The organism is Streptomyces sp. C10-9-1, assembly GCF_024497955.1.
GTDB classification, from domain to species: domain Bacteria; phylum Actinomycetota; class Actinomycetes; order Streptomycetales; family Streptomycetaceae; genus Streptomyces; species Streptomyces sanyensis.
In genome coordinates this window covers 98,026-122,518 of the sequence record NZ_JANHKP010000004.1, presented here as the reverse complement: position 1 = coordinate 122,518, position 24,493 = coordinate 98,026, and the positions used below count along the sequence as shown (strand labels likewise).

Annotated in this window: 19 protein-coding genes; 4 read left to right on the top strand and 15 right to left on the bottom strand. The window is 75.4% G+C overall.

The genetic code is table 11. The annotated features are described in order from the left end of the window. Window positions 1-3: 3 nt before the first annotated feature. The 8 genes from NPS70_RS07005 to NPS70_RS06970 all read right to left on the bottom strand — a co-directional run bounded on the left by NPS70_RS07005 (window position 4) and on the right by NPS70_RS06970 (window position 11,854). The gene (locus tag NPS70_RS07005) at window positions 4-2,550 is read right to left on the bottom strand and encodes a serine/threonine-protein kinase (RefSeq protein ID WP_256523165.1); all 2,547 of its coding nucleotides are present in this window, start codon (window positions 2,548-2,550) and stop codon (window positions 4-6) included. Then, complete coding sequence (locus NPS70_RS07000) at window positions 2,547-3,881, bottom strand: hypothetical protein (protein WP_256523164.1); 1,335 nt, start codon at window positions 3,879-3,881, stop codon at window positions 2,547-2,549. The genes NPS70_RS07005 and NPS70_RS07000 overlap by 4 nt, the downstream gene beginning before the upstream one ends. Before the next feature lie 208 nt (window positions 3,882-4,089). Then, window positions 4,090-5,154, bottom strand: a complete 1,065-nt coding sequence (locus NPS70_RS06995) for a glutamate ABC transporter substrate-binding protein (RefSeq protein WP_256523162.1) — start codon at window positions 5,152-5,154, stop codon at window positions 4,090-4,092. An 11-nt stretch (window positions 5,155-5,165) separates the two neighbouring features. Then, complete coding sequence (locus NPS70_RS06990; RefSeq protein WP_374211949.1) at window positions 5,166-6,581, bottom strand: hypothetical protein; 1,416 nt, start codon at window positions 6,579-6,581, stop codon at window positions 5,166-5,168. Between the two features lie 368 nt (window positions 6,582-6,949). Then, entirely contained in the window at window positions 6,950-7,936 is a 987-nt protein-coding gene (locus tag NPS70_RS06985; protein ID WP_256523161.1) for a BadF/BadG/BcrA/BcrD ATPase family protein, read from the bottom strand. Beyond that, the gene (locus tag NPS70_RS06980; RefSeq protein WP_256523160.1) at window positions 7,927-9,192 is read right to left on the bottom strand and encodes a 6-phospho-beta-glucosidase; all 1,266 of its coding nucleotides are present in this window, start codon (window positions 9,190-9,192) and stop codon (window positions 7,927-7,929) included. The genes NPS70_RS06985 and NPS70_RS06980 overlap by 10 nt, the downstream gene beginning before the upstream one ends. A 188-nt stretch (window positions 9,193-9,380) precedes the next feature. Continuing rightward, window positions 9,381-10,619 (bottom strand): ROK family transcriptional regulator, encoded by a 1,239-nt coding sequence (locus NPS70_RS06975; RefSeq protein WP_256523159.1) that lies wholly within the window; start codon window positions 10,617-10,619, stop codon window positions 9,381-9,383. 167 nt (window positions 10,620-10,786) lie between these two features. Beyond that, window positions 10,787-11,854: a mechanosensitive ion channel family protein gene (locus NPS70_RS06970; RefSeq protein WP_256523158.1), complete on the bottom strand. Its 1,068-nt coding sequence runs from the start codon at window positions 11,852-11,854 to the stop codon at window positions 10,787-10,789. Between the two features lie 250 nt (window positions 11,855-12,104). Here NPS70_RS06970 and NPS70_RS06965 point away from each other — a divergent pair, with 250 nt between their 5' ends. Continuing rightward, complete coding sequence (locus NPS70_RS06965) at window positions 12,105-12,641, top strand: HNH endonuclease (RefSeq protein WP_256523157.1); 537 nt, start codon at window positions 12,105-12,107, stop codon at window positions 12,639-12,641. Between the two features lie 111 nt (window positions 12,642-12,752). On the opposite strand, the gene NPS70_RS06960 is transcribed toward NPS70_RS06965, so the two are convergent. Continuing rightward, window positions 12,753-15,680: a beta-N-acetylglucosaminidase domain-containing protein gene (locus tag NPS70_RS06960; protein WP_374211948.1), complete on the bottom strand. Its 2,928-nt coding sequence runs from the start codon at window positions 15,678-15,680 to the stop codon at window positions 12,753-12,755. 277 nt (window positions 15,681-15,957) lie between these two features. On the opposite strand from NPS70_RS06960, the gene NPS70_RS06955 reads away from it, so the two are divergent. Genes NPS70_RS06955 through NPS70_RS06945 form a run of 3 tightly spaced genes read left to right on the top strand, consistent with a single transcriptional unit; the run spans window position 15,958 to window position 18,672 of the window. Continuing rightward, the gene (locus tag NPS70_RS06955; protein ID WP_256523155.1) at window positions 15,958-16,239 is read left to right on the top strand and encodes a hypothetical protein; all 282 of its coding nucleotides are present in this window, start codon (window positions 15,958-15,960) and stop codon (window positions 16,237-16,239) included. 13 nt (window positions 16,240-16,252) lie between these two features. Next, window positions 16,253-18,418, top strand: a complete 2,166-nt coding sequence (malQ, locus tag NPS70_RS06950; RefSeq protein WP_256523154.1) for a 4-alpha-glucanotransferase — start codon at window positions 16,253-16,255, stop codon at window positions 18,416-18,418. A gap of 23 nt (window positions 18,419-18,441) precedes the next feature. Then, window positions 18,442-18,672 carry a hypothetical protein gene (locus NPS70_RS06945; protein ID WP_256523153.1) on the top strand — a complete coding sequence of 77 codons (231 nt, stop codon included), beginning with the start codon at window positions 18,442-18,444 and terminating at the stop codon, window positions 18,670-18,672. Between the two features lie 160 nt (window positions 18,673-18,832). Here the strand turns inward: NPS70_RS06945 and NPS70_RS06940 are convergent, their stop codons facing one another. The 6 genes from NPS70_RS06940 to NPS70_RS06915 form a co-directional block, all read right to left on the bottom strand. Further along, entirely contained in the window at window positions 18,833-20,191 is a 1,359-nt protein-coding gene (locus NPS70_RS06940) for a cytochrome P450 (RefSeq protein WP_256523152.1), read from the bottom strand. Between the two features lie 27 nt (window positions 20,192-20,218). Then, window positions 20,219-21,313 (bottom strand): selina-4(15),7(11)-diene synthase, encoded by a 1,095-nt coding sequence (locus NPS70_RS06935; protein WP_256523392.1) that lies wholly within the window; start codon window positions 21,311-21,313, stop codon window positions 20,219-20,221. Window positions 21,314-21,526: 213 nt separating this feature from the next. Next, window positions 21,527-22,147: an ATP/GTP-binding protein gene (locus tag NPS70_RS06930; RefSeq protein WP_256523151.1), complete on the bottom strand. Its 621-nt coding sequence runs from the start codon at window positions 22,145-22,147 to the stop codon at window positions 21,527-21,529. Further along, entirely contained in the window at window positions 22,128-22,487 is a 360-nt protein-coding gene (locus NPS70_RS06925; protein WP_256523150.1) for a DUF742 domain-containing protein, read from the bottom strand. Before NPS70_RS06925 ends, NPS70_RS06930 begins: the two co-directional genes overlap by 20 nt. Next, window positions 22,484-22,900: a roadblock/LC7 domain-containing protein gene (locus NPS70_RS06920; RefSeq protein WP_256523149.1), complete on the bottom strand. Its 417-nt coding sequence runs from the start codon at window positions 22,898-22,900 to the stop codon at window positions 22,484-22,486. The genes NPS70_RS06925 and NPS70_RS06920 overlap by 4 nt, the downstream gene beginning before the upstream one ends. Beyond that, a complete protein-coding gene (locus tag NPS70_RS06915) occupies window positions 22,897-24,345 on the bottom strand; it encodes a sensor histidine kinase KdpD (RefSeq protein ID WP_256523148.1) in 1,449 nt (482 codons plus the stop codon). Before NPS70_RS06915 ends, NPS70_RS06920 begins: the two co-directional genes overlap by 4 nt. Between the last annotated feature and the right edge of the window lie 148 nt (window positions 24,346-24,493).

The window sequence follows — 24,493 nt, the reverse complement described above, 5'->3', positions numbered from 1 at the left end:
CGATCACACCCACGTCCGGGGGCGGTAGCGGTTGGCCCGCTCCACCATCTCTCTCCGCTCCTCCCCGTGCCGGGCGAGCCGGGCGAGGACCCGGAAGGAGCGCTCCAGTCCGAAGCGCAGGCCGCGCTCGTCCAGTTCACTGCCGAGCAGCACCGCCGGTGCGCCCGCGCTCGGTACGGCCGGAGAGGCCGCGGAGGGCGGCCGGGCCCCGGGACTACCGGAGAGTACCCAGTCCAGCGCCGCCCCCAGGACCTCCGTCGCCAGCTCCTCCCGGCGGACCGCGTCCAGGCCGAGTCCGGCCAGCGCCTCCACCTGCGCGGCCGCCGCCGAGAGGTCGGGCAGCAGCGGCTCCCGGGCGGCGCGCCACCGAAGGCGCGAGCGCACGGAGGCCACCCGGGCCGCGGTGTAGTGGATGGACGACTCCGGCACCGACTCCAGGGTCACCACCGCGCCCTGGCGGTCCCCGGCGGCGAGCTGCACCCGGGCGAGCCCGAAGGCGGCGCTCACATGGCCCGGGTCGGTCGCCCAGACGAGCCGGTAGTAGTCGGCCGCGTTGTCGAGCTGCCCGAGCACCTCCGCGCACAGGCCCAGCGCCAGCTTGGGCGCGCACTCGCCGGGGAAGGCGTCGTACACGGCGTCGAAGGCGAGGGCGGCCGAGGCGTCGTCCCCGGTGACCAGAGCGGTGACGCCCTGGTACCAGACCACCCGCCAGTCGTCGGGGTGGCGGCTCTCCAGGGCGGCCAGCGTCCGGGCCGCCGCACCCGCGTCGCCGGCCTCCCACCGGGCCCGCACCTCCCGCAGCAGGGTCTCCGTGGAGGCCGCGGGCACCGAGCGCAGCGCGGCGAGCACCTCCGCCGGGGCCGCCCCCGCCACACCGGCGAGGAAGCCCGCGTTGGGGTCCTCCGGATCGACCCGCGGCACGGGGAGCGCCAGGGCGCAGGCCCGGACGTCGAGCGGCGCGAGGTGCGGGGCCAGCGGCACCGGGGCCCGCATCCCGCCGGGCGGCGCGCCCCCGGTGCGCTGGGCGGGGACGCCGCCCGGCGGGGGCTCCGCCCGTCCACCGCGACCGCGGGCACCGAGCTGCGACACCTCTCCGCCCCGGCGCGGGAACAACCCGGTGTCCGGGACGCGCAGTTCGGGCCCGAAGAGGGAGGAGACCGCAGGGCGGGGGCGGCCCGTCTGGAGGGCGATCACCTCCCGGAGCACCCCCGTCAGCTGCTCGGCCATCTCCTGCGCCGAGGCGAACCGCCGGGCCGGATCCGGGTCCGTCGCACGGACCAGCAACCGGTAGAACGACTCGTACGCCTGGAAGGCGGCGATGTGCTCCGGCTCCGGCAGGCGGTCCACGAAGACGTTGGTGTAGCCCTGGAAGTCGAAGGTGAGCACCGCGAGGGTCCGCGCCACGGTGTACAGGTCGGACGCCACCGACGGGCCGAGTTCGGCGACCTCGGGGGCCTGGTAGCCGACGGTGCCGTAGATCGCCGACTCCATGTCGTCCATCCGCCGGACCGCGCCCATGTCGATCAGCTTCAGCTGGTCCTGCTGCTGGATGGCGTTGTCCACCTTGAAGTCGCAGTACAGCAGGTTCCGGCTGTGCAGGTGGCCGAGCGCCTCCAGCGCCTCGATCCCGTAGGCGCACGCCTGCTCGACGGGCAGCGGGTCGCGGCGCCCGTCGGGGCCGCGGCGGGCGTTCGCGATCTGCTTCAGCGACCTGCCGCCCACGTACTCCATGACGATGTAGCCGTCCAGGGAGCCGGTGCGCTGGTCGAGGTGCTCGACGAAGTTGTAGATGCGCACGATGTTGGAGTGCTCGATCTCGGCGAGGAACCGCCGCTCCGAGATCGCCGCGGCCATCGCGTCCTGGTCCCCGGTGTCCAGCAGGCCCTTGAGGACGACCCAGCGGTCGGACACGGCCCGGTCCACGGCGAGGTAGACCCAGCCCAGGCCGCCGTGCGCCAGGCAGCCCGCGATCTCGTACTGGCCGTGCACGATGTCGCCGCCCCGCAGCTTCGGCACGAAGGAGTACGGGTGGCCGCACTTGGTGCAGAAGCCCTCGGTGCGGCCCGGCCGTCCGCCGCGGGCGCGGCCCACCGGCGCGCCGCAGTCGGACCGGGAGCAGAACCGCTTGCGCTCCGGGACCTCCGGGTGGGCCATCACCGCCGACCTGGGATCGGGCCGTGGCACCTCCGGCACGGTCACCAGGCCGGCGCCGAGCCGGTTCCGCCCGGAGGAGGCGGAGGCGGAGCCCGAACTGCGCACCGAGACCGAGCGGGCCCAGGCGCCGGAACCGCTCAGCGAGCGCGACAGCCGCCCCGACACCGACCGGCGGGAGGAGGACGAGCGGGCCGAGCCCTGCGAGGAGCGGGCGCTGCCGCGGGAGGAGGACGAGCCGGCACCGCCGCCGGCCACGCCCGTGGGGGGCGAGGACACCATGCCGGTGGGCGACACCACGGGGGCGAGGCCGCAGGTGCCGCAGTACAGCTCGCCCCCGCCCATGTCCTCGTACGCGCCGCCGCAGCCGGGACGCTGGCACTGCCGGTCGCCGTTCATCCGTTCCCTCCGCGGTCCCCGGCCCGGAACCCGCCGCCGGGCGCGCCCGCCTCGGCGACGGCGTCCTGGTAGCGCAGGACCGCCTGCTCGGCGGCGCGCAGATCGCAGGGGGCGCTCCAGAGCATCCGCCGCGCCGTGTCGTACCACCCGGCCAGCACCGGGTCCTCGGCCAGTCCCTGACGTGCCGCCTTGGCACGGTAGGCGTCCAGCCGTCCGCGGAGCTCCGCGCGGACGGCGAGCGGCGCGGTGACGGCGCCGAGCGACTCCCGGGCCCGGTGCAGCTCGTCCTCGGCCTCCCGCTCCAGCGCATCCAGCAGCGGCGAGAGGCGGTGCCACCGGGAGTGCCTGCGGTGGTCGGCGGCGAGCGCCAGCCGCTCCTGGAGGGCCGTGGGCGGGCCGCCCACGGCGGGCACCTCGCAGGACGCGATCTTCGCCAGCACCTCGCCCCGGGCGGTACGGGCCTCGGCGAGGGTGCGGTCCGCCCGGGAGAGCACGTCCCGCAGGCGGAGCAGGCGCTCCTCGGCGTCCTGGCGCACCTGCAGCACGGCCTCGACCTCCCGGCGGACGTCCTCGAGGTCGCGTGCGGCACGGTCGTACCGCCGGGTGTCGGGGCGGCCGCCGCCGGGGGCCGAGCTGCCGGGTGCGGCCTGCCAGAACCGCAGCGGGTCGGTCAGCACCTGGGCCCGCAGGTCGGCGAGTTCACGGGTGAGGGAGTCCAGCTCGTCGCCGGCCGGGTGCTCACCGGGACGCACCCCCGCGGAGTGGGCGAGCGACCTGGTGCGCCGGAGCTCGGCGGCGAGCAGGTCTATCCGGGCGGGCAGCGCCGACCAGACCGCGTCCGCCGTGATGATCGTGTCCAGCGAGGCCGCGTAGAGGTCGTTCATCCGGGAGACCAGCTCCTCCAGGGTGAACGCCTCGGCGAGCCTGGCGGGGGCTCCGGCGGACCCGGGGTGCGCCGCGGGCGGGGCGGCCACGGTGACGCTGCGCCCCCGCAGCCGTTCGGTGAGCTCCGCCAGGTCCTCGCGGCTCGGCCAGCGCCGGCGGGCGCGGAGCTCGTGGATCCGGGCCAGCGCGGCGGCGTAGGCGTCGAAGCAGCTCCACAGCAGGGCGATCGACCGCTCGGCGGCCGCCCAGCGCTCCTCGGTCGTGCCGCTGAGCTGGGCGCCTTCGAGCAGGCGGCGTCCGGCGTGGTCCTGGAGTGCGAGGAGCGAGGTCTCGACGGCCTCGTGCTCGGCGTCGAGCCGGGACAGGGCCCGGTCCACCCCGTCCCGGTCCATCACCCGCTCCTGCGGTGCCCCCGCGGAGTCGGGGAAGGGTTCCGCGACGCCCATCGGTCAACTCTCCTCTCCCGCACGAGCCCGCGGTGTGCGGGCTGCCGTTCCGTCGTGTGTCCGTGTTCCGTTCCTGCGCGCCCGTGCCTCCGCCCGGCCTGCGACCTGCTCCCCGTGCCCGCTGCCTCTGCGGTGCCCGTGACCGCCGAGTGCCCCGGCGTCCACCGCCCTCGTGCCCGGCTGCCCCGGCGCGCCCCCGCCCTGCCCGCTACCCGGCCCGGTAGATGGGTTGCGGGGGCCCGGTGACACCCGGCAGGTCGTCCTCGAGCCACGTGCGGTAGGCCTCCATCCACGGGCCCTTGCGGTACTCCTCCAGCACGTGGTTCACCCGGCGGACCAGGTCGTCCTTCCCGAGCTCGGTGGCCACCCCGTAGTACTCCGTGGTGAACGGGCCGTCGCCCTTCAGCTCCACCGCCGGGTCCTGCGCGGCCTGGCCGGCCGCGAGGGCGTTGTCCGTGACGATGGCGTCCACCAGGCCCAGTTGGAGGCGGACCAGGCAGTCGAGCTGGTTGGGCACCGTGAGGAGGTCCTCGTCCTGCGGCTGCCCGTCGTGCTCGTCCTCAAAGACCGCGCCGAAGCTGTTCCGCTCCAGGGCCTCGTAGGCCGTCGATCCCTCGGCCGAGCAGACCCGCAGGCCCTCCAGCGACGCGTCGTACCCGGTGACCGGTGAGCTCTTCGGCGCCAGGACCTGCTGGCCGGCCCGGAAGTACGCGGTGGAGAAGGCGACCTGCTCGATGCGGTCGCAGGTGATCGTCATGGTCCGCACGACGATGTCCACCCGGCCGGTCTCCAGTGCCGGGATGCGCTGGTTGGTGGGTATCGCGCGGAATATCACCGCGTCGGGGCTGCCGAGGATGTCGGCGGCTATCGCGCGCGCGAGGTCGATGTCGAAGCCCTCCAGCCCGCCGCCGACCGGATCGCGGTAACCCCAGCGGTAGCTGTTCTGGTCGATGCCGACGATCAGCTTGCCGCGCTGCCTGATGGCGTCGATGTTCGGGCCGCCGGCCGTCGACGGGCGCAGCGACGCCTCGGGGTCGGTGCAGTCCTCCGCCTCGCGTACGGTGCTCCGCTCCCGGCCCGCGGGCGCGGTGGCGAGCGGCTCACCGGCGGGGGCGGGGGAGAGCGCCGGCAGGGCGAGCGAGGCCACGAGCGCGCAGGCCGCCGCCATACCGGCGACGCCTCCCCAGCCGCGCAGCCGGAAGCGGCCCGCGCGCCCGCCCGCGGCGCGTCGGCCGGCCGGTTCCCGTTCGCGGTTGCCGTCGTGGTCCGTCATCGCTCCTCCTCTCACCGGTACTCCGCCAGTCTGCGGTTGACGCCCAGGATCGCGGCCACCGCCCCGGTCAGCGTCAGCAGCGCGGCCCCGGCCGCCAGCCCGTCGAGCGCCGAACGGCCGGCGACCGCCGCCGCCGTGAACTCCCGCTGCTCGTGGGCCAGCGCCTCGGCGAGCGCCGCGTCCACCGCGTCGAAGCACTCGTTGGTCGAGCCCTCCCGGCCTATGACCTTCCGGACGGCCCCCTCGTAGTCCCCCTCCCGGTCGGCCCCGGCGGCCCCGTCGTGGCGCGTCCGCCATTCACCCATGGCGCGCACGGCGGTGTCGACGGGGCGTCGGCCCTCCTCGTCGTCGGCGTGGTGCAGGGCCTTCTCCAGGGCCGCGCCCAGGGTGTCCATGGTCTGCGCGTACTCGGCGGCGTACTTGTCGTCCTTGCCGTCGTCGGTGAGCACCGCGCCCCGGGCGACCAGGGTGAGGTTCTCGTTGGCCCGGGCCCGCAGGGCGTCGATCCGGGCGTCGTTGAGGACGTCGAGGGAGCGCTGTGCGTGCACGTCCGCGTCGTGCAGCCGCGACGACGCGAGCGCCTGGGCTCCGACCACCCACAGCAGCACCAGGGCGGCCGCCACCGTGGCGCCGAGCAGCCCCCGGTTGAAGACCCGGTTGGTGAGGAGGTAGTTGCGCCGCTGCGCCCAGCCCAGCACGGCGAGCGCCACCACCCCCGCGGCCGGCGCGACCAGGGGCCAGGAGCGCGCCGCCTCGTGGTCCGCCTCCAGCCGGGCGGACTCGGCGAGGTGGAGTCTGCGCGCCGCGGGCAGCAGGTCCTCGGTCATCAGGGCGTCGGCGTACCGGAGGTAGGCGCCGCCGAGGGGGCGGCCCAGCCGGTTGTTGGCGCGCGCGGACTCGATGAGCCCGGTGTAGCGCGGGAGGTACTCGTTGAGGTGGGCGATCTGGCGCCCCGACTCGCTGGACGCGTCGGTGTGCGTGGCCGCGGTCACCAGCAGCCGCGAGGCGCGGGAGATGTCCTGCGCGTAGCGCTCCCTGACGGCCGGTGACTCCTCGGCTCCCGCCAGGAAGCCGGTGGAGGCGGTGGTGTTGGCGTCGGCGAGCGAGCGGTAGACCGAGGCCGCGTCGCGGCTCAGCGGCTGGCTGCGGCCCACCACGTCCTCCGCGGCCGCCGCGCGCTCGGAGACCGCCACGGCGGCGGTGGCGCCGAAGACGGCCAGCAGCACGGCCAGCAGGGCACCGGTGATCCGCAGCCTGCCGGGCTCGGTGGTGGCCGCGCGGCTCATCCGGCGGCGGGCACCGGCCAGTGCGCCGCGACCGCCGGCCGGCGCCGGCTGCGCGGGGGCGTACGCGGGAACGGGCTCGGGGCCCGGGTGGACCGGGGCGGCGGCCTGGTGCGCCGTCCCCCCGTACGGCGGGTGTGCCACGTGACCTCCCCCTCGGTCGTCGACGGCCCGCTCCCCGCGCGGGCACCGGGATGGCTCCCGGCCAGAAGTATGGCCGCAGGGGACTGTTTCACACCACAGCTGACGCGATCATGCGCCTCCCGGTGCACGGCGCCCCCTCGCGGCCGAGGCTCGTGCACACCCCCTCGTCGTCCCCACTCTGTATACGCCCGCCGCCCGCGACCGGTTCCCCACGAACGGGTGAAATGCCGTTCCGCAGAGCGAAACGGGTCGGAAGCGGATGCGGCAGGCGCGGGCGGGCGCGCGGACGTGGTCCGTCCGCGCACCGGCCCGCGCCTGACGCCCCGTGCCCGCCCACCCGCGAGATGCGTCCGTGTCCCGGCCGCTGCTCAGCCCGCGTAGTGCGCCCGCAGCCGCTCCCGGGCCTCCGGGCCCGCCCCGATGGCGTCCATGCCCAGCAGCGCGGCCCCCAGCACCGGTGGCGCCGTCACCAGGTGCACCACGGCCTTCGGGGCCCGGTCGGCGAGGAACTCCGCGATGTCGGCGTGCAACTGGGGATGGCGGGAGGCCAGCACACTGCCGCCCAGCACCAGGGGCGCCGGCTCGTCCAGCAGGTCCAGCCGCCCCAGCGCCACGGCGGCCATCGCGACCACCTCCTCGGCCTGGCGCCGCACCAGCGCACGGGCCGCGGGGTCCCCCGCGGTACTGGCCGCGAAGAGCACCGGGACCATTTCGTGGCGGCGCGGCGGCGCGATCGCGCCCAGGTGCAGCGCCTCGATCAGCGCGTGCACCGACGGGAGCCCGAAGTGCGCCGGCAGCAGGCGCGCCAGCTCCGAGGGCTCCCCGCGCCCGTCCTCCGCGCGGGCGGCGCACCACAGGGCCTCCTCGGCGAGGCCCCCGCCGCCGCCCCAGTCGCCGGAGAGCCTGCCGAGCGCCGGGAAGCGAGCGGTGCGCCCGTCGGGGAGCATGCCCGCGCAGTTGATGCCCGCTCCGCACACCACCGCCACCCCGCGGGGCTCGTCCAGCCCGGCGCGGAGCACGGCGAAGGTGTCGTTGCGCACCTCGGTGGCGCGCCCCCAGCCGCGGGCTGCGACGGCCGCGGCGAGTTCGGCCTCCTCCACCGGGAGGTCGGCGTTGGCCAGCGCGGCGGACACGTGCTCCGCGCCCTCCAGGGGCGCTCCGGCGCTCCGCGCCCCGGCCAGTGCCCGGTCGACCGCCTCGCCCAGGACGTCGACCGCGGAGGCCACCCCGGCCGCCGGGGGGCGGAAGCCCCCCGCGCGCCCGGAGGCGAGGACGGTCCCGTCGGCCGCGACGAACGCGGCGTCGGTCTTGCTGTTCCCCGCGTCGATGGCGAGGACGGCGGCTCTCAGGCCCACGGCAGGTGCTCCCGGTTGTGTGCGATCAGGCTGTCGGTCAGCTTCTCGGCGTAGGTGTACTGGCCGATCAGCGGGTGGGCGAGCAGGGCCCGGAAGACCCGCTCGCGTCCCCCGTGCAGCGCCGCCCCCAGCGCCAGGTCCTCGTAGGCCGCGACGGCGGAGACCAGCCCCGCGTACAGCGGATCGCATCCGGCCACGGGCAGCGGCTGCGCGCCGTCGCGGCCCACCCGGGCCTGCACCTCCACCACGGCGTCGTCGGGCAGGAACGGCAGGGTGCCGCGGTTGAGGGTGTTGACGACCTGGTAGGGGCTGCCGCCACCGCCCAGCAGGGCGGCCGCCAGGTCGACGGCCGCCTCCGAGTAGAAGGCGCCGCCCCGCCGGGTGAGCAGCTCGGGCTTCTCGTCGAGTGCCGGGTCCGCGTACATCTCCAGCAGGCGCTTCTCCATGGCGGCGACCTCCGCCGCCCGCGAGGGCCCGGAGCGCAGTTCCCCGACCACCTCGTCGTGCGCGTAGAAGTAGCGCAGGTAGTAGGACGGGACGGTGCCGAGCCGCTCCAGCAGGGGCTGCGGCAGCCGCAGGTCCTCGGCGATCCGGCCGCCGTGCTCGGCCAGCAGGCCGGGCAGGACGTCGGTGCCGCCGGGCCCGCCCAGGCGCACGCCCGTCTCCCAGGTCAGGTGGTTGAGCCCCACGTGGTCCAGGTGCACCTCGGACGGCGCCACGCCGAGCAGTCCGGCGAACCTGCGCTGGAGTCCGATGGCCACGTTGCACAGGCCGACGGCCCGGTGCCCGGCCTGGAGCAGGGCCCTGGTCACGATGCCCACCGGGTTGGTGAAGTCGATGATCCAGGCCCCGGGGTTGGCGCGGCGGACCCGTTCGGCGATGTCCAGGACGACGGGAACGGTGCGCAGCGCCTTGGCCAGGCCGCCCGCGCCCGTCGTCTCCTGCCCCACGCAGCCGCAGTCCAGCGGCCAGGTCTCGTCCTGCAGTCGGGCCGCCTGGCCGCCGACGCGCAGCTGGAGCAGCACCGCGTCCGCGCCGTCCACCCCCGCGTCGAGGTCCGCGGTGGTGGTGATGGACCCCTCGTGGCCCTGCCGGGCGAAGATGCGCCGGGCCAGGCCGCCGACCAGCTCCAGCCGCTCGGTGTCGGGGTCGATCAGGACCAGTTCGGTCACCGGCAGCGTCCCCCGCATCCGGGCGAAGCCGTCGATCAGTTCGGGGGTGTAGGTGGAGCCGCCCCCCACCACAGCGAGTCTCATGTGCGGTCTGCCCTTCACTCCGGTCGGTGTGGCGCCTTCGACGAAGGCCTTGCGTGCGTGGAAGCTGCGGGGGGCCGCGATGGGCGGCCGGGGGTCCGGGAGCGCCCGGCGCGCGAGGGCACGGCCGGGTGGCGGCAGCCGCCGCGGGCGGTTGGCCGCGGTCCGCCCGCGTCGCGGTGCCCGGGCGGTCAGCGCGAGGTGTCGAACACCTCGTCCCGGGTGGCGGCGAGCGCGCTCTCCAGCGCCCCGCGCAGCACCGGGCCCTCCCGCACGGCACCGGCCACCAGCTTCGGCCGGGGTGCGGCGAGCTCGGCGAGTTCGGCCCGGACCCGCTCGCGCAGCGGTTCTCCCCCCGCGGCGATCACCTCGCCGGCCAGGACCACCAGCTCGGGGTCGAGCACGGACACCAGGGAGGCGAGGCCGGTCGCCAGGCCGGTGGCGTAGCGGTCGAGCAGGCGGGCGAAGGGCCCGGTGTCCGACGCGGCCGCGCGGGCCAGCAGCTCGGCCGCCGCCTGCGCGTGCGGCCCGCCGCCGACGTCCTCGACGCCGAGCTCCCGGGCGAGGTCCTTCACCGCCCGCGCCCCTGCCAGGTCCTGGAAGCCTCCGCTGCCCGCCCGGGCGACGTTGCGCACCAGCGAGGTGCCGGGCACGGGCAGGAAGCCCACCTCGCCCGCGCCCCCGGTGAAGCCCCGGTGCAGCCGTCCGCCGATGACCAGGGCCGCCCCGAGGCCCTCCTCGTTCCACAGCAGCACGAAGTCGCTGTGGCCCCGGGCGGCGCCCAGGCGCTGCTCGGCGACGGCGACGAGGTTGACGTCGTTCTCGTACTCGACGGGCATCTCCAGGGCGGCGGCGAGCTCGTCGAGCAGGGTGGGGGAGTGCCAGCCCGGCAGGTGGGAGGCGTAGCGCAGCCGTCCGGTGGCGGGATCGAAGGCGCCGGGGGTGGCGACGACCAGGCGGCCGACCCCGGCCCGGGTGATGCCGGCGGCGTCCACGGCTCCGTCCAGGGCGGCCGTGACCTGACGGACCACGCCCTCGGCGCGCCGCCCCGGGGTCGCGAGCTCGCAGCTGCCGACCACGGTCCCGGTGAGGTCGGCGACGGCGGCCCTGATGCGCAGCGGTGTGACGTCGAGGCCGGCGGCGTGGGCCGCCCCCGCGTTGAGGGCGTACAGCTGGGCACCGGGCCCCGGACGCCCCGCGGTGGTGCCCGTGGCGACGACCAGTCCGGCGGCCTCCAGGCGGGCCAGCAGCTGTGAGGCGGTGGGCTTGGAGAGGCCGGTGAGGTTGCCGATCCTGGTCCGCGACAGGGGGCCGTGCTCCAGCAGCAGCTCCAGTGCGGCCCGGTCGTTCATGGCGCGCAGGACCCGCGGGGTGCCGGGCGAGGAGGAGGGTGCCGGGCCCGGCGGGGTGCCGGGGGGCGGGCCTGCCATGTGCACCCTCCAGAGACTGTTAGGAAAGTTTCCTGTTCGTCGTTGACCGTACGGGGCCCGGCGGCCGGAGTCAACGCCCGGACGCGGTCGCCGGGAACGCGGACGCCCCCGGCGACCGCATCCGGTCGTCCGGGGGCGCCCGTCCCGCCCGTCCGGGCCGGGTCGCGCTACTTCGAGAGGCTGGTCGGCGGTATCGGCGAGGCGGCGATCGACTGGGGCGAGGTGTGGGAGGCGAAGGCCGAGGGTGCGGCCACGCCCGCGGCCGGGTCCGGGCCCTGCTCCTCGCCCTGCTGGGGCAGACCGCCCACGATGCGCACCCCGGCCGCGTCGAAGGCCCGCTTGATGCGCCAGCGCAGCTCGCGCTCCACCCCCAGCGCCTTGCCGGGCATGGTCTTCGCGGAGACCCGGAAGGTCATCGAGTCCAGCAGGACCTCGGTCAGGCCCAGCACCTCGACCGGGCCCCACAGCTGCTCGTTCCACGGCTCGGCCTTCGCGACCTCGTCCGCGACCTCGCCGATCAGGGCCTTCACCCGGTCCAGGTCCTCCGTCGGCCGGACCGTGACGTCCACGGCGGCCGTCGCCCAGCCCTGGCTCAGGTTGCCGATCCGCTTGATCTCGCCGTTGCGGACGTACCAGATCGCCCCGTTGTCCCCTCGCAGCTTGGTCACCCGCAGGCCCACCTCGACCACCTCGCCCGAGGCCACGCCCGCGTCGATCGAGTCACCGACGCCGTACTGGTCCTCCATGATCATGAACACCCCGGAGAGGAAGTCCGTGACCAGGTTGCGCGCCCCGAAGCCGATCGCCACGCCCGCCACTCCCGCGGAGGCCAGCAGCGGGGCGAGGTTGATGCTGAAGGCCCCGAGCACCATCAGGCCCGCGGTTCCCATGATCAGGAAGGAGGCTATGGAGCGCAGGACCGAGCCGATCGCCTCCGAGCGCTGCCGCCGCCGCTCGGCGTTGACCAGCAGGCCGCCCAGGGTGGTGCCCTCCACCGCCTGCGCGGAGCGGTTCATGCGTTCTATGAGCTTGGTCAGGGCCCGTCGGACCAGCATTCGCAGCACCAGGGCCACGGCGATGATCAGTGCGATGCGCAGCCCGGTGTTGAGCCAGGTGGACCAGTTCTCCTCGACCCAGCCCGCGGCGTTGCTCGCGTGCCTGGCGGCCTCGTCCAGGGTGACGGGGGCGGGAGACGGATCGGATTCCGCGCGGACGGCGGACCAGGACGCGGTCACGGGGGTGAACCTCCAGGCGTGCGATGGGACCCGCGACAACCCTAGCGGCGGCGGTACGGGCCTTCGGTGCGGTTCCGTCACGGGGAGACACGGCTCACGGCGGGGGAGAAAAGGGGCGGAACCGTCCGCCTCGTACAACACCTTCAGCCCGTTACCCGTACGTGGTGGCGCTCCGCACGGCCCTGAGGCGAAACTTGAGGCAGATCGTCCCGGCGCGAGCCACGCGCCGCCGGCGTACAAGGAGGCATCCGTGCCGCATGTCCTGGTCCTCAACGCGTCGTACGAGCCGCTCGGCGTCGTACCGCTCCGCCGCGCGCTCGTCCTCGTCCTCGAGGGCAAGGCCCTCTGCCTGGAGGAGTCCGGCGCCTTCCTGCACAGTGCGACCCGTGTCGTCGCCGCGCCCAGTGTGGTGCGGCTCAAACGGTTCGTTCGGGTCCCCTACCGGGGGCCCGTTCCTCTCACCCGCAAGGCCCTGTTCGCCCGCGACGGCGGACGCTGCATGTACTGCGGTGGCGTCGCAACCAGCGTCGACCATGTCATTCCGCGCAGCCGCGGCGGACAGCACGCCTGGGAGAACGTGGTGGCGGCCTGCCGCCGCTGCAACCACGTCAAGGCCGACCGGCACCTGCGGGAACTCGGCTGGCACCTGCGCCACCAGCCCGCACCGCCGAGCGGCCTGGCATGGCGGATCATCGGCACGGGCCACAGGGACCCGCGCTGGCTGCCCTATCTGCAGCCCTACGGCGCGGACGACGCGATGGCCCGCATCGACGGCGTCTCCGCCTGAGGACCGCTCCGACTCCCGGTGCCGGGGCCGGTGCGGCCCCGGCACCCGCCGTCCGCGGCGGTGCGGGCCGGCGGACGTCCCGAGCGCCCGCGGAGCGTGCCCGCCGGGCCCTCACTCCGCGACGGCGTACGCCTCCACGCCGAAGAGCGAGTAACCGAAGCCGGTCGCCCGTTCGTCCCCCTGCACCCGCACGAAGCGGGTGTCCGGGGCGTCCATGCGCACCACCTCGCGTCCGCCCCGGCCGTCGGTGACGGTGGCCGCCGTCCGCCAGATGCTGCCGTCGCCCGAGACCTGCACCCGGTAGCGGGTCGCGTACGCGTCCTGCCAGTGGAGCACGACCTCGCCCACCCGCTGCGGGCGCTCCAGCTCCAGCTGCCACCAGGCGGACGGGCCCTGCGGGGAGGACCACCGCGTCGCGGGGTCGCCGTCGAGCGCGGCGGCGGCCGGGAAGTCCAGGGTCTCGTCGCCCGAGGAGGAGGCCCGCGCCCCGGGGGCGCGCCCCAGGTCGGGGCCGCCGGTGCGGGGGAAGGCCCGCACCGTCAGGGTGCTCTCCTGTCCGGCGAAGGACAGCGGCACCCGGTACTCGCCCGAGGGCGTCCCCTCCGGGACGGTCACCTCCACGGGGACGGTGGTCCGGGTGCCCCGCGGCACCGTCGCCTGCGGGGGCACCTTCACCTCGATGCCCGCCGGCGCCTCGGCGTTCAGCTCGCCCGTGACCTCGGCCGGACGGCGTGCGGTGAGCCGTATCCCGGCCAGGCTGGGCTTCCCCCCGATCTCGGCGCTGGTCTCCGCGCGCTCCAGGTCGAGCCCGGCGGCGGGCTCGTCGGCGAACCAGGGCACCACGGCGCGCACCGGCACCGCCGCCCCGCCGTCGCCGGGCACCACCCGCAGGGCGTCGACGGTGAGGCCGCCCGGGTCCGCCTGGGTCCACCCGCTCGCGGACAGCGGGGCGAGCCTGCGCCAGCCCTCGCCCGGGACGTGCCCCTCCAGATGGCCGGGGGTGCCCCGGCCGGGGGCGGCGGGCTCCGTCATGGCGGTCACCGCGGCCACCGGCCGGGCGCGGTCCAGGCGTACGGTGGCCCTGCCCGCCTCCTCCCGGTCGGCCCCGGTCCACGCGCGGGACTCCTTCTCCGCCCGGTCCAGGAAGGAGTCCAGGACTCCCTCGCCGACGGTCGCCCTGCTGCCGCCCAGGCGCACGCGCACCGGCTCCAGGTCGAGCGAGGCGCGCCAGGCGGCCGGGCCGTCCCCGCGGGACTGGGCGCCGAGCATGTCGACCGCCAGTTCCCCGGCCCGGCCGTAGCGGGCCAACTGCTCCAGCCAGGGGCCGACTTCCCCCGCGAGGCGGCCGCCCGCCACCCCCTCCAGCGCCGCGGGCGCATCGCGCATGACCGAGAACGCGCCGCGCAGCCGGGTGGCCGCGCGGTTGAGGGCCGCGGCGTTCGTGGAGGTCCGCGCGGCCCAGAACTCCTTCATCAGGGGCCGCAGGTACTCCGACTCGGCGTCCGGCGCGAGGAGGGACGAGGCCCCGTTCCCGGCGAGCGCCCCGAGCGCCGCCCGGGCGCGCGCGTCGTCCCCGGCCAGGTCGTCGAGGGCGGCCCGCCAGGAGTCCGCGGGCCGGTAGCCCTTGGGGTTCCAGGCGTAGTCGGCCGCCGTGAACAACGGGATGCGCGAGGCGGTCGGCTGCTCCATCGCGTTGGCGAGCAGCACCGAGGACCCCGCGGCCACCGCCGGGTCCCGGCCGGTCACCGGGCCGAGGAAGACGCGGTCCTGGGCGTAGTCGTTGACCGGGTAGTTGTCGAGGGTCACCAGGGGATGGTCGTCGAACGCGCGTCGCACGCCGGCGAGTTCCCCGCCGGTGATGGTCCGGGGCACCGCCCCCACGCCCGTCCAGGCCACGCGCACCGAGTCGTGCAGCGCGGCGGCCAGCGCCCGCCGGTAGTCGGTCTCGCCGTCCTGGTAGTACTCCGTCGGCATCACCGACAGGGGCTCCGCGCCCGGGTGGCGCTCCGCCAGGTGGGCCGCGACGGCGTTGGCGATCCGCGCCTGTGCGCCGGCCGCCGCCCCGGGGCCGGAGCCGAAGGCGTCGGCGTCCCTGCCGCAGTGCCACTCGCTGTAGCTGACGTCCTGGAACTCCAGCTGGAAGGCGCGTACGCCCAGGGCCCACATCGCGTCGATCTTGCGGGTCAGCGCCTTCAGGTCCCCCTCGTCGGCCAGGCACATCGACTGCGCGGGCGCCACCGCCCAGGCCAGCGTGACGTGGTTGGCCGCCGCCCGTTCGGCCAGCTCGCGGAACTCCGCCCGCCGCTCGGCAGGGTACGGCTCGCGCCACATCGCCTGGCGGTAGGGGTCGTCGCCCGGAGCGTAGAGGTACCGGTTCTGCTTGGTCCGTCCCAGGAAGTCGAGTTGGGAGAGCCGCTGCGCGTGGGTCCACGGGGTCCCGTAGAAGCCCTCCGCGACACCGCGCACCGCGGTACCGGGCCAGTCGCGCACCACGACACCGGGGACGACCCCGTCCGCGCCGAGGGCGCGCAGTGTCTGCGCGCCGTGGAAGAGGCCGTCCGCGCCCATCCCGTCGAGGGCGATCGTGGCGCGGCCGCCCACCGTGCCGGCGGCCAGCCGGTAGCCGCCCCGCGGGAGGTCGGCCCGGTCCGCGGCGCCGAGCGCCCGCAGGGCCTCCGCGGCGCCCGTGCCGCCCAGCAGGACCACCGGGCCGCGGCCCGGCAGTTCCTCGTGCACGGTGCGCACCCCGGCACCGTGGAGCAGGTCCTTCACCGCGGCCACCGCGTACGGGTCCGCGTCCGGATCCGCGACCACGGTCGCCTCCCCGCCCAGCGCGACGGGCGCGTGCGCGGTGCGCAGCGACTGGGGGCGGGGCCACACTGCCGGCACCGCGGTCCCGCCCCGGGGGTCCTGCGCCCGGTCGGACGGGGCCGCCGGTCCGGAGGGGTCGGCCGTGGCGCCGGGGGCGCCGGCGAGCAGACCGCCGATGACCGCGACCGTCACGGCCGCGGCCGTACGCCTTCTCCCCGAGTGCCGCACGAGGTCTCCCTTCGGTCCAACCCGCCCGCCCCGGCCGGTGTTCGAGCCCACCACCACCACCGTCGGGGTGTCAATGCGCGTGGTCGTTGTGCCCTTTATGCCCGCCGTGGTGGATGATCGGGGGCGGGGTGCGCCGCCGGGGGCCGGGCGGCGGGCTCCGGCGCGCGGTGTGACCCGGGACACGTCGACCGATCGTGTACGTCTGCGTTCGCGTCGACGGGGTAGGGCCTCAATGACCGTTCACGACCGTTCACGCCCCGCTTGGAGTGATTCACCCGTGACTGCATCGGCCCAGCTGCTGCTCGACGCCCTCTCCAAACAGGTCCCGGCGCAGACGCCCCCGGGAGCCTGCCCCTTCGACCACACCGCCCTGACCTCGTACGACGCGCCGCTCACCAGCGAGCCCCCGCTCGCCTACGACGTCCCGCTGACCAGCGAGCCCCCGCTCGCCCACGCCGCCCCGCTCACCAGCGAGCCCCCGCTCGCCGACATCGCGCCCCTGACCAGTGAGCCCACCGCGCCGGCCACGGCGGGCGGCATCGACGGCCCGGGGGCGTAGAAGAGGAGTCCCCATGGGCCTTGCCCGGCTCGCCGCGCTGCACGGAGTCGCCACCTCCTTCTCGCCGTCCGAAGGCGTCACCCGCGCGGTCCCGGACCACACGGTCCGTGCCGTCCTCGCCGCGCTGGGCGTCGACACCGCCACGCCCGCGGCGCTGCGCGCGGCCCTCGACCGCGCCGAGCGGGAGGCCGCGGCCCGGCTGCTGCCGGACGCGGTCGTCGTCTGGCAGGGGCCCGGCGCACCCGGGCTGCCCGCAGCCCTGGCCGCGCTGCCGCCGGGCACGGAGCTGGAGGTGGTCTGCGAGGACGGCGCCGTGCTGACTCCCGGGCCCCCCGCCCCGGCCGCCGCCGGAGGACCGCCCGGCACCCGGGCGGCCGCCCGGGGCGGGTGGGGCGAGCTGCCGCTCGGCGTCCACCGGCTGCACACACGGGCACCGGACGGCAGGAGCGGCAGCGCCGCCCTGGTGGTGGCGCCGGACCGGGCCCCGGCCCCGCCGGGCCGCTGCTACGGCTTCCTCGTCCAGCTGTACTCGCTGCTGTCCGAGCGCTCCTGGGGCATGGGGGACCTGGGCGACCTCGGGGAGCTCGCCGCCTGGTCGGGACGGTCCCTCGGGGCGTCCTTCGTCCAGGTGAACCCGCTGCACGCCGCGGTGCCGGGGCCGCCCACCGACCCCTCCCCGTACAGGCCCTCCTCCCGCCGCTTCCCCGACCCGGTGCACCTGAGGATCGAGGACGTCCCCGAGTACGGCTACGCCGAGCCCGCGCAGCGCGCCCGGCTGGACGCGCTGCGGGACAAGGGCGCGGAGCTGCGCGGCGCGGTGCTGCGCAAGGGCGCCCTGATCGACCGGGACGCCGTCTGGGAGCTCAAGCGCCAGGCGCTGGAGGTCCTCGGGACCGTGCCGCTCGGGCCCGGCCGCCACGCCGCGTACTGCGCCTACCTCGCCGAGCAGGGCGCGGCGCTGGAGGACCACGCCACCTGGTGCGCGCTCGCCGAGGTCCACGGCCCCGACTGGCGCTCCTGGCCGCAGGGCCTGCGCGACCCCCGCTCGCCGGAGACCGCCCGGGCCCGGGGCGAGCTGACCGAGCGCGTCGACTTCCACAGCCGGCTGGCCTGGCTCGCCGACGCCCAGCTCGCCGCCGCCGCCCGCGCCGCCCGCGAGGCGGGCATGGGGGTGGGCGTCGTCCACGACCTGGCCGTCGGCGTGCACCCCTCGGGGGCGGACGCCTGGGCGCAGGCGGAGGTCTTCGCGGACGGGATGTCCGTGGGCGCCCCGCCGGACGCCTTCAACGCCCGCGGCCAGGACTGGGGCCTGCCCCCCTGGCGCCCCGACGCGCTCGCCCGGTCCGGCTTCGCGGCCTTCCGGGGGCTGCTGCGCGGCGTGCTGGCGCACGCCGGGGGACTGCGGGTCGACCACGTCATGGGCCTGTTCCGGCTGTGGTGGGTGCCGGAGGGCGCGCCGCCCACCGACGGCGCCTACGTCCGCTACGACGGCGAGGCGATGCTCGCGGTGCTCGTGCTGGAGGCGCACCGGGCGGGAGCCGTGGTCGTGGGGGAGGACCTCGGCACGGTGGAGCCGGGAGTGCGCGAGGCGCTCGCGGCGCGCGGAGTCCTCGGGACGTCCGTCCTGTGGTTCGAGCGCGACTGGGCCGGCTCGGGCGCCCCGCTGCCGTCCGGGCGCTGGCGTGCCGGCTGTGTGGCCACCGCCACCACCCACGACCTGCCCTCCACCGCGGCCCGGCTCACCGGCGGCCACGTGGAGCTGCGCCACCGCCTGGGCCTGCTGACCGAGGGGCTGGAGGAGGAGCGGGCCCGGGACGCGGCGGACGTGGCGGAGTGGCTGGCCGCGCTGCGCGGCGAGGGGCTGCTCGCCGAGGCGGACGGCGGGGGCGGCGCCGAGGAGGAGGGCATCCGCGCGGTCTACCGCTACCTGGCGGGGACCCCGGCGTCCCTGGTGGGGGTGTGGCTGCCCGACGCCGTCGGCGACCGGCGCCCCCAGAACCTGCCGGGTACCTGGGACCAGTACCCGAACTGGCGGCTGCCGATCGCCGATGCCGAGGGCCGTCCGGTGACCCTGGGGGAGCTGGCCGCCTCCCCCCGGCTGCACCGGCTGATCGGGGCCCTGGGGCCCCGGGCGTCCCGCGGGGACGGCCCCACGGCACCCCCGGACGCGCGGTGCTGACACGCGTTCGCTACGTTGGCAGGGTGGACAAGAAGAACGCCCTGCGCGCCGGCGCCCTCACGGCCGGTACGACGCTGATGATGCTGATGATGTCGTCCCCCGCGCTCGCCCTGACCCGGGACGACGGCGACGACCCGGGCACCGGCCTGAGCGTGGCCGAGACCCTCGGCCTGTTCGTGGCGGCCCCGATCGTGCTGTTCGCCGTCATCACCGGCCTGGTGATGGTGCTCGACAAGTCCCGCAAGCAGAGCTGACGGCCCGGGCGGGCCCGGCGCCACGGCGCCGTACGCCCCCGCCCGCGCCGGACAGGCGCCCCGGTGGTGAGGCCCCGGGGCGCCTTGTCGTGCCCGCGTGCCGCACCCGGGGCCGCCGGGTGCCCTCCCCGGGGCGCCCTCGCGCCCCGGGGAGGGCGGCTCAGGCGTCCCGCGGGGTGACCACCATCGGCATGGTGTCCGCGTGCGCCACGGCCGAGGCGACCTCCTTCGGGACATGGCCCGGGGCCGGGCTCAGGCGCCAGCGGGCGAGGACGGTGGCCAGGGCGATGGTCGCCTCCGTCCACACGAAGGCGTCGCCGATGCACTTGCGGTTGCCCGCGCCGAAGGGGATGTACGCCTGGCGTGTGATCGTCCCCCGGCGCTCGGGCAGCCAGCGGTCGGGGTCGAAGCGGTCGGCGTTCTCGTAGAGCGACGGGTCCCGGTGCATCGCGTACAGGCTGAAGCCCACCTCGGTGCCCGGCGGGAGCCGGTAGCCGCCCAGCTCCACGGGGGCCGTGGTGCGGCGCATGAGCATGGTGACGCCGTGCAGGCGGATCACCTCGTCGAGGACGCGGCGCACCGACTCCAGCCTCGGCACGTCCGCGACGCCCACCGGGCGGTCGCCCACCACGGCCTTGATCTCGGCGACCAGCTCCTCCTCCACCGCCGGGTGCTGGGAGAGCTCGTAGAAGGTCCAGGAGAGGGTGGCGGCGGTGGTCTCCGCGCCGGCGAAGAGGAGGGTGCTCAGTTCGTCGCGCACCTCGACGTCGCTCAGGCCGTCGCCCGTCTCGTCGTCGCGGGCCGCGAGGAGCACCGACAGCAGGTCGTTGTGCCCGGTCCCGCCCGAGCTGCGGGTCTCGGCCACGACCTCGTCGATGACCCGGCGCAGGGTCGCGGCGGCGGCGTCGAACTCGCGGTTGGAGCGGATCGGGAAGCGGTCGAGGAACTTCGGCGAGGCCGCCCTCACCAGCAGGTTCTTCAGGACCACGGGCAGGTTCTCGCGGATGGCGACCACCGCGGGCAGGCCCATGTCCGTCGAGAAGAGCGTCGTCGCGAGCGTCTCGATGGCGTACTGGGCCATCGCCTGCTCCAGCTCGACCTCCTGACCGGGACTCCAGGAGTCGGCCAGCGCGCGGGCGTTGGTGCTCATCGCCTCGGCGTACGCCGCGATGCGCTGCGGGTGGAACATCGGCTGGATGAGCCTGCGGTGCCTGCGGTGCACCTCGCCGTCGGAGTTGGCGAGGCCGTTCCCGGCGAGGGGGCGGAGCCTGTCGAAGAAGCGGCCCTTCTCGAAGCTGCGCGCCTGGCGCACCGTCACCTCGTGGATCAGCTCCGCCGAGGTCGCCACGTACATGGGCATCGTTCCCAGGTCGACGCGGACCAGGTCGCCGCTGTCGCGCAGTGACGACAGGAAGCCGAGGGGCTCGCGCCAGAGCCTGAGGGCATGGCCGAGGAGCGGGACCGCTCCCGGGGCGACCGGGACCGACCGCAGTTCGGCCGAGGGGGTTCCGACGGACACCGGAGAATCCTTTCCGCTGGGGGGCCGTCAGGCGGTGCGCGCAGCGGTTCTGCGGCTGCCGGACGGTGTGCTGGGGGCCGGCACCAGGGTCCACCACCAGTCGACGGCGGGGATGCCCAGCGGCTCGTGGCGGCCGTCGGTGGGCGTGTCGCTGAAGACGGGCGGCAGGTCGGCCGGGTCGTCGGGGGTGGTGTAGCGCACCGAGGTGATGCCCCAGTCCTGGGCACCCCTGATGAAGTGGGACAGGCTCGCCAGGTACCGGCGCAGCTGCGGGCTGCCCTCGCGGGCGAGCTGCTCGGCGAGCCGCACGTAGAGGCACATCACGCGGTCCCGCTGGGCGATCGCGGTGTCCAGGGCCTGCCGGGTGGACATCCCCTGCTGCTCCAGGACCCGCAGCGCGTTGAGGTAGTAGCCCGGGCCCCGTCGCTCCTTGTGGTGGGAGAAGATGTCGTTGTCCCAGGTGATGACGAACGAGGCCATCTCGGCCGCGGCGCGCACCGCGGTCCGGTCCCGCTCGTGCGGCTGGAGCTCGTAGCCGTGGGCCATCTCCAGCATGGGGAGCACCACCGAGGTGGCCCCGTCGTAGAGCCGCATCAGGGTGTAGTCGTTGAGGTCGGGCACGGTGCCCGCGCGGCGGTGGGCCGCCTCCCACACGACGGAGAAGAAGTACTCGCGCAGGGCGTCGACCCAGCGCGCGGTCTGCCCGGGGGTGCCGTAGCGGTCCACCCGCAGGCGCAGGTCGCGCAGGCCCGCGGCGAGCGGGTCGTCCAGCATCATCGGCGCCTCGGGGTTCTGCGCGACCCGGATGAGCCGGTGCAGCAGGCCCGCGAGGTCGCCGGGGCGGTGGCCGAGCTCCCCCTCCTCGCAGTGGCCGTCGTCCACGCCGAACAGCCACAGCACGAAGTCCGCGAGCAGGGAGACGACCTCCTCGCGGCCTTCGGGCAGGATGCGCGCGGAGAAGGTGCCGATGTCCTGGACCACGAGTTTGGCGCGCAACTCCTCCGAACCGATGCGGAAGGTCTCCGCCCAGGCCGCGGTCTGGACGTCTATGTCCGCGTGCCGGGGATGGATCGCCGGCGCCATGGGCGTGTAGATCGGAGGAACGGTCAGCTCGGGGTCCACGGGGGCCTGCCTCTCGATGCGGGTGCGGCGCGTCAACTGCGTTGTCACATGCGCAACTTGCACCACAGAGTGATCAACTATTGCGCATCGTACTCAGCCGTGTTGGCCGATCCAATAGGACGATTCAGCAGTGAATCGGTACATCGAGGACACGAGTTGGCCAGAATCGATCAGTGGGGCAGGTGTCGCAGCCGCATGCCCGTGTGCCCCGCCTCAGCCCACCTCCTGCGCGGTGGCGAGCGCCTGAAGGTAGTGCATCAGCGCCATGAGCACATCCCTGCTGGACGTGCGGGAGCGCGCGTCGCACAGCACGATCGGCACGGAGGCGGGCAGGTCCAGTGCGCCCCGCAGCTCGTCGACCGGGTACGAGGGGGCCTCCGGGAAGGAGTTGACGGCCACCACGAAGGGCACCCCGCGCTCCTCCAGCCGCCCGATGACGTCGAAGCTGACCTCCAGCCGACGGGTGTCCACCAGCACCACCGCGCCCAGCGCGCCCTCGAACAGGCCCCGCCAGAGGAACCAGAAGCGCTGCTGCCCCGGTGTGCCGAACAGGTAGAGCACCAGCTCCTCGTTGATGCTGATGCGGCCGAAGTCCATGGCGACGGTCGTGGAGGTCTTGCGCTCCACCCCCGCGGTGTCGTCGACGCCGACCCCGGCCTGGGTCATCGTCTCCTCGGTCGTCAATGGCCGGATCTCGCTGACGGAGCCGACCAGTGTCGTCTTGCCGACACCGAATCCTCCGACGATGACCACCTTGACGGCGGCCGTGGCCGTCGTCGGCAGCACATCCTCGCTCCGCGGCCCGAGAGCCTGCTCAGAGCTTCTGAAGTCCATCGATCACTGCCTCAATCAGAGCACGGTCGGGGAGGGCGGCCGCCCGGACGGGTGCGCGGGCCAGCACCTTGTCCTCGGCCAGGAGGTCGCTGAGCAGCACGGTGACCACGCTCACCGGCAGGCTCAGGTAGGCGGAGATCTCGGCCACCGACAGCGGCGCCTGGCAGATCCGGACGATCGCCTCGTGCTCCGGCTGCATGCCGGGCCTGGGGCCCGACCTGGCCACGATCAGGGTGACCAGGTCTAACCCGGTGGGCGACGAGGAGCCGCTGCGGCCGCCCGTGATCACGTACAGCCGCTCCGGACTGGTCTCCTCCCAGTCCGCGCCCGCGTCGCTCACGCGGGGTGCCCCTCATGTCGTGGCGGGGTGCTCAGGTGCTCGCCGATCCGCAGCACGAGGTCGCGCATCCGCTGGCCCATCAGGCCCGCGTCCACGCCCTCGTCGGCCAGCACGGCCAGGTACGCGCCCGCGCCCGCGGCCATCAGGTAGAAGAACCCGCCGTTCATCTCGATCACGACCAGGCGCATCTGGCCGTCGGCGTGCGGGAGTTCGGCGGCCACCGCCCCCGCCAGGCTCTGGAGCCCGGCGCAGGCGGCGGCCAGCCGGTCGGCGGTGTCGTTGTCGGAACCGTGCTGCGCCATGCGCAGCCCGTCGGCGGAGAGCACGACGACGTTCCTGGTCTGCGGTACGCCCTCCGCCAGGTCCTTGAGCATCCAGTCCATGTTGGTCTGGTGGGACTGCCGCTGAATCATGGCTGCTCGTTTCCGTTGTTCGTCGGGGGAGTGTCGCCGGACAGGCCGCTCTGGAACGCGGACAGCCAGAGGCCGGGCTGCACCGCCGGTGCGGGGTCCGGAGCGGTGGGGGAAGGTGCCGGGGTGTCGACGGCCGCCGGTGCCGTCGCCCGTGTCTTGCGGCGCCGCTGGGGCAGCCCGCCCGCGGTCCGCTCGGTCACCAGGGGGGCCTCCTCGGGCAGGGGGAGCGGGGCGACCGTGGGGCCGGTGACCGGACGCGGGCGGTGCTGGGGCGGCGGGGTGTCGGTGGTGCGCGGGCCGGACGCCGTGCCGATGCCGTGCGCGAGGCCGGTCGCCGCCGCGGTCGTGGTGATGAGGTCCTGCGGCACGACGAGGACGGCGCGCACACCCCCGTAGGCGGAGGGGCGCAGCGAGACCTGGAAGCCGTACGCCCGCGCCAGCCGGCCGACCACGGCCAGGCCCAGCCGGGGCGTCTCGCCGAGGTCGTTGACATCGATGCCCTGCTGGGCCTGGCGCAGCATGCGCTCGGCGCGCTGGCGGGCCTCCTCGCTCATGCTGACGCCGCCGTCCTCGATCTCGACGGCGATGCCCGACTGCACGTCCACGGCGGTCAGATGGACCCTGGTCTGCGGCGGCGAGTAGCGGGTGGCGTTGTCCAGCAGCTCGGACAGGGCGTGGATCAGGGGCTCGACGGCGGTGCCGACGACGGCGACCTCGGAGACGGTGTGCAGCTCCACGCGCTGGTAGTCGATGATCCGGGACATGGCGCCGCGCATCACGCTGTAGAGCGGGACGGCCTTGCTCCACTGGCGTCCCGGGCGCGCGCCGCCGAGGACGGCGATCGAGTCGGCGAGACGGCCGATCAGAGCCGTGCCGTGGTCGATGCGGAGGAGGTCGCCGAAGACCTCCGGGGCGTGGCCGTGGCGGTCCTCCATCTCCCGCAGCTCCTGGGCCTGCTGGTGGACGATGGCCTGCACGCGGCGGGCGATGTTGACGAAGGCGCGCTGCGCGGACTCGCGCAGGTCCTCCTCGGCGCTCACCGCCTCGACCACGGAGCGCAGCACCGCCCGGTGCTCGGGGGAGGTGTCCAGCGAGGCCAGCACGTCCTCCGGGAAGGCGCCGTGGCGCAGCTCCGCCACGACCCGGGGCAGCAGCTCGTCGGCGAGGCGGCTGGTCTCGGCCGACCGGTGGACCAGCTCCGCCTCCTGCGCGGCCGTGCGGGCGCGGAGCTCGGACACCGTCCGTCCGCGGCGCGCCACCTCGGCGCAGGCGATCGCGACGGTCACGACCGCGACGGCGCAGACGACCACGACGGACGTGCGCGCCGTTGCGGGGACCAGGACGACCGCCGCGACCGCGGCCGCCAGCGTCGCGGCGACCGGCAGCTGCCACACCAGACCGGACCGCGGCCGGGGACTCCCGGTCGGCGTTCCCTGTCGAACCATCAGCATCCTCAGATCGGACCGGAAAGATCATATGAAACGACGGGCGGGAGCATATCCCGCTCAGGGAACGGGTGTTGACGCCGGGGCGGGCATCTGGCGGATTGTCATCGGCCGAAAAGACAAGGAGGCGCGCCGGGGCCTTTTCGGC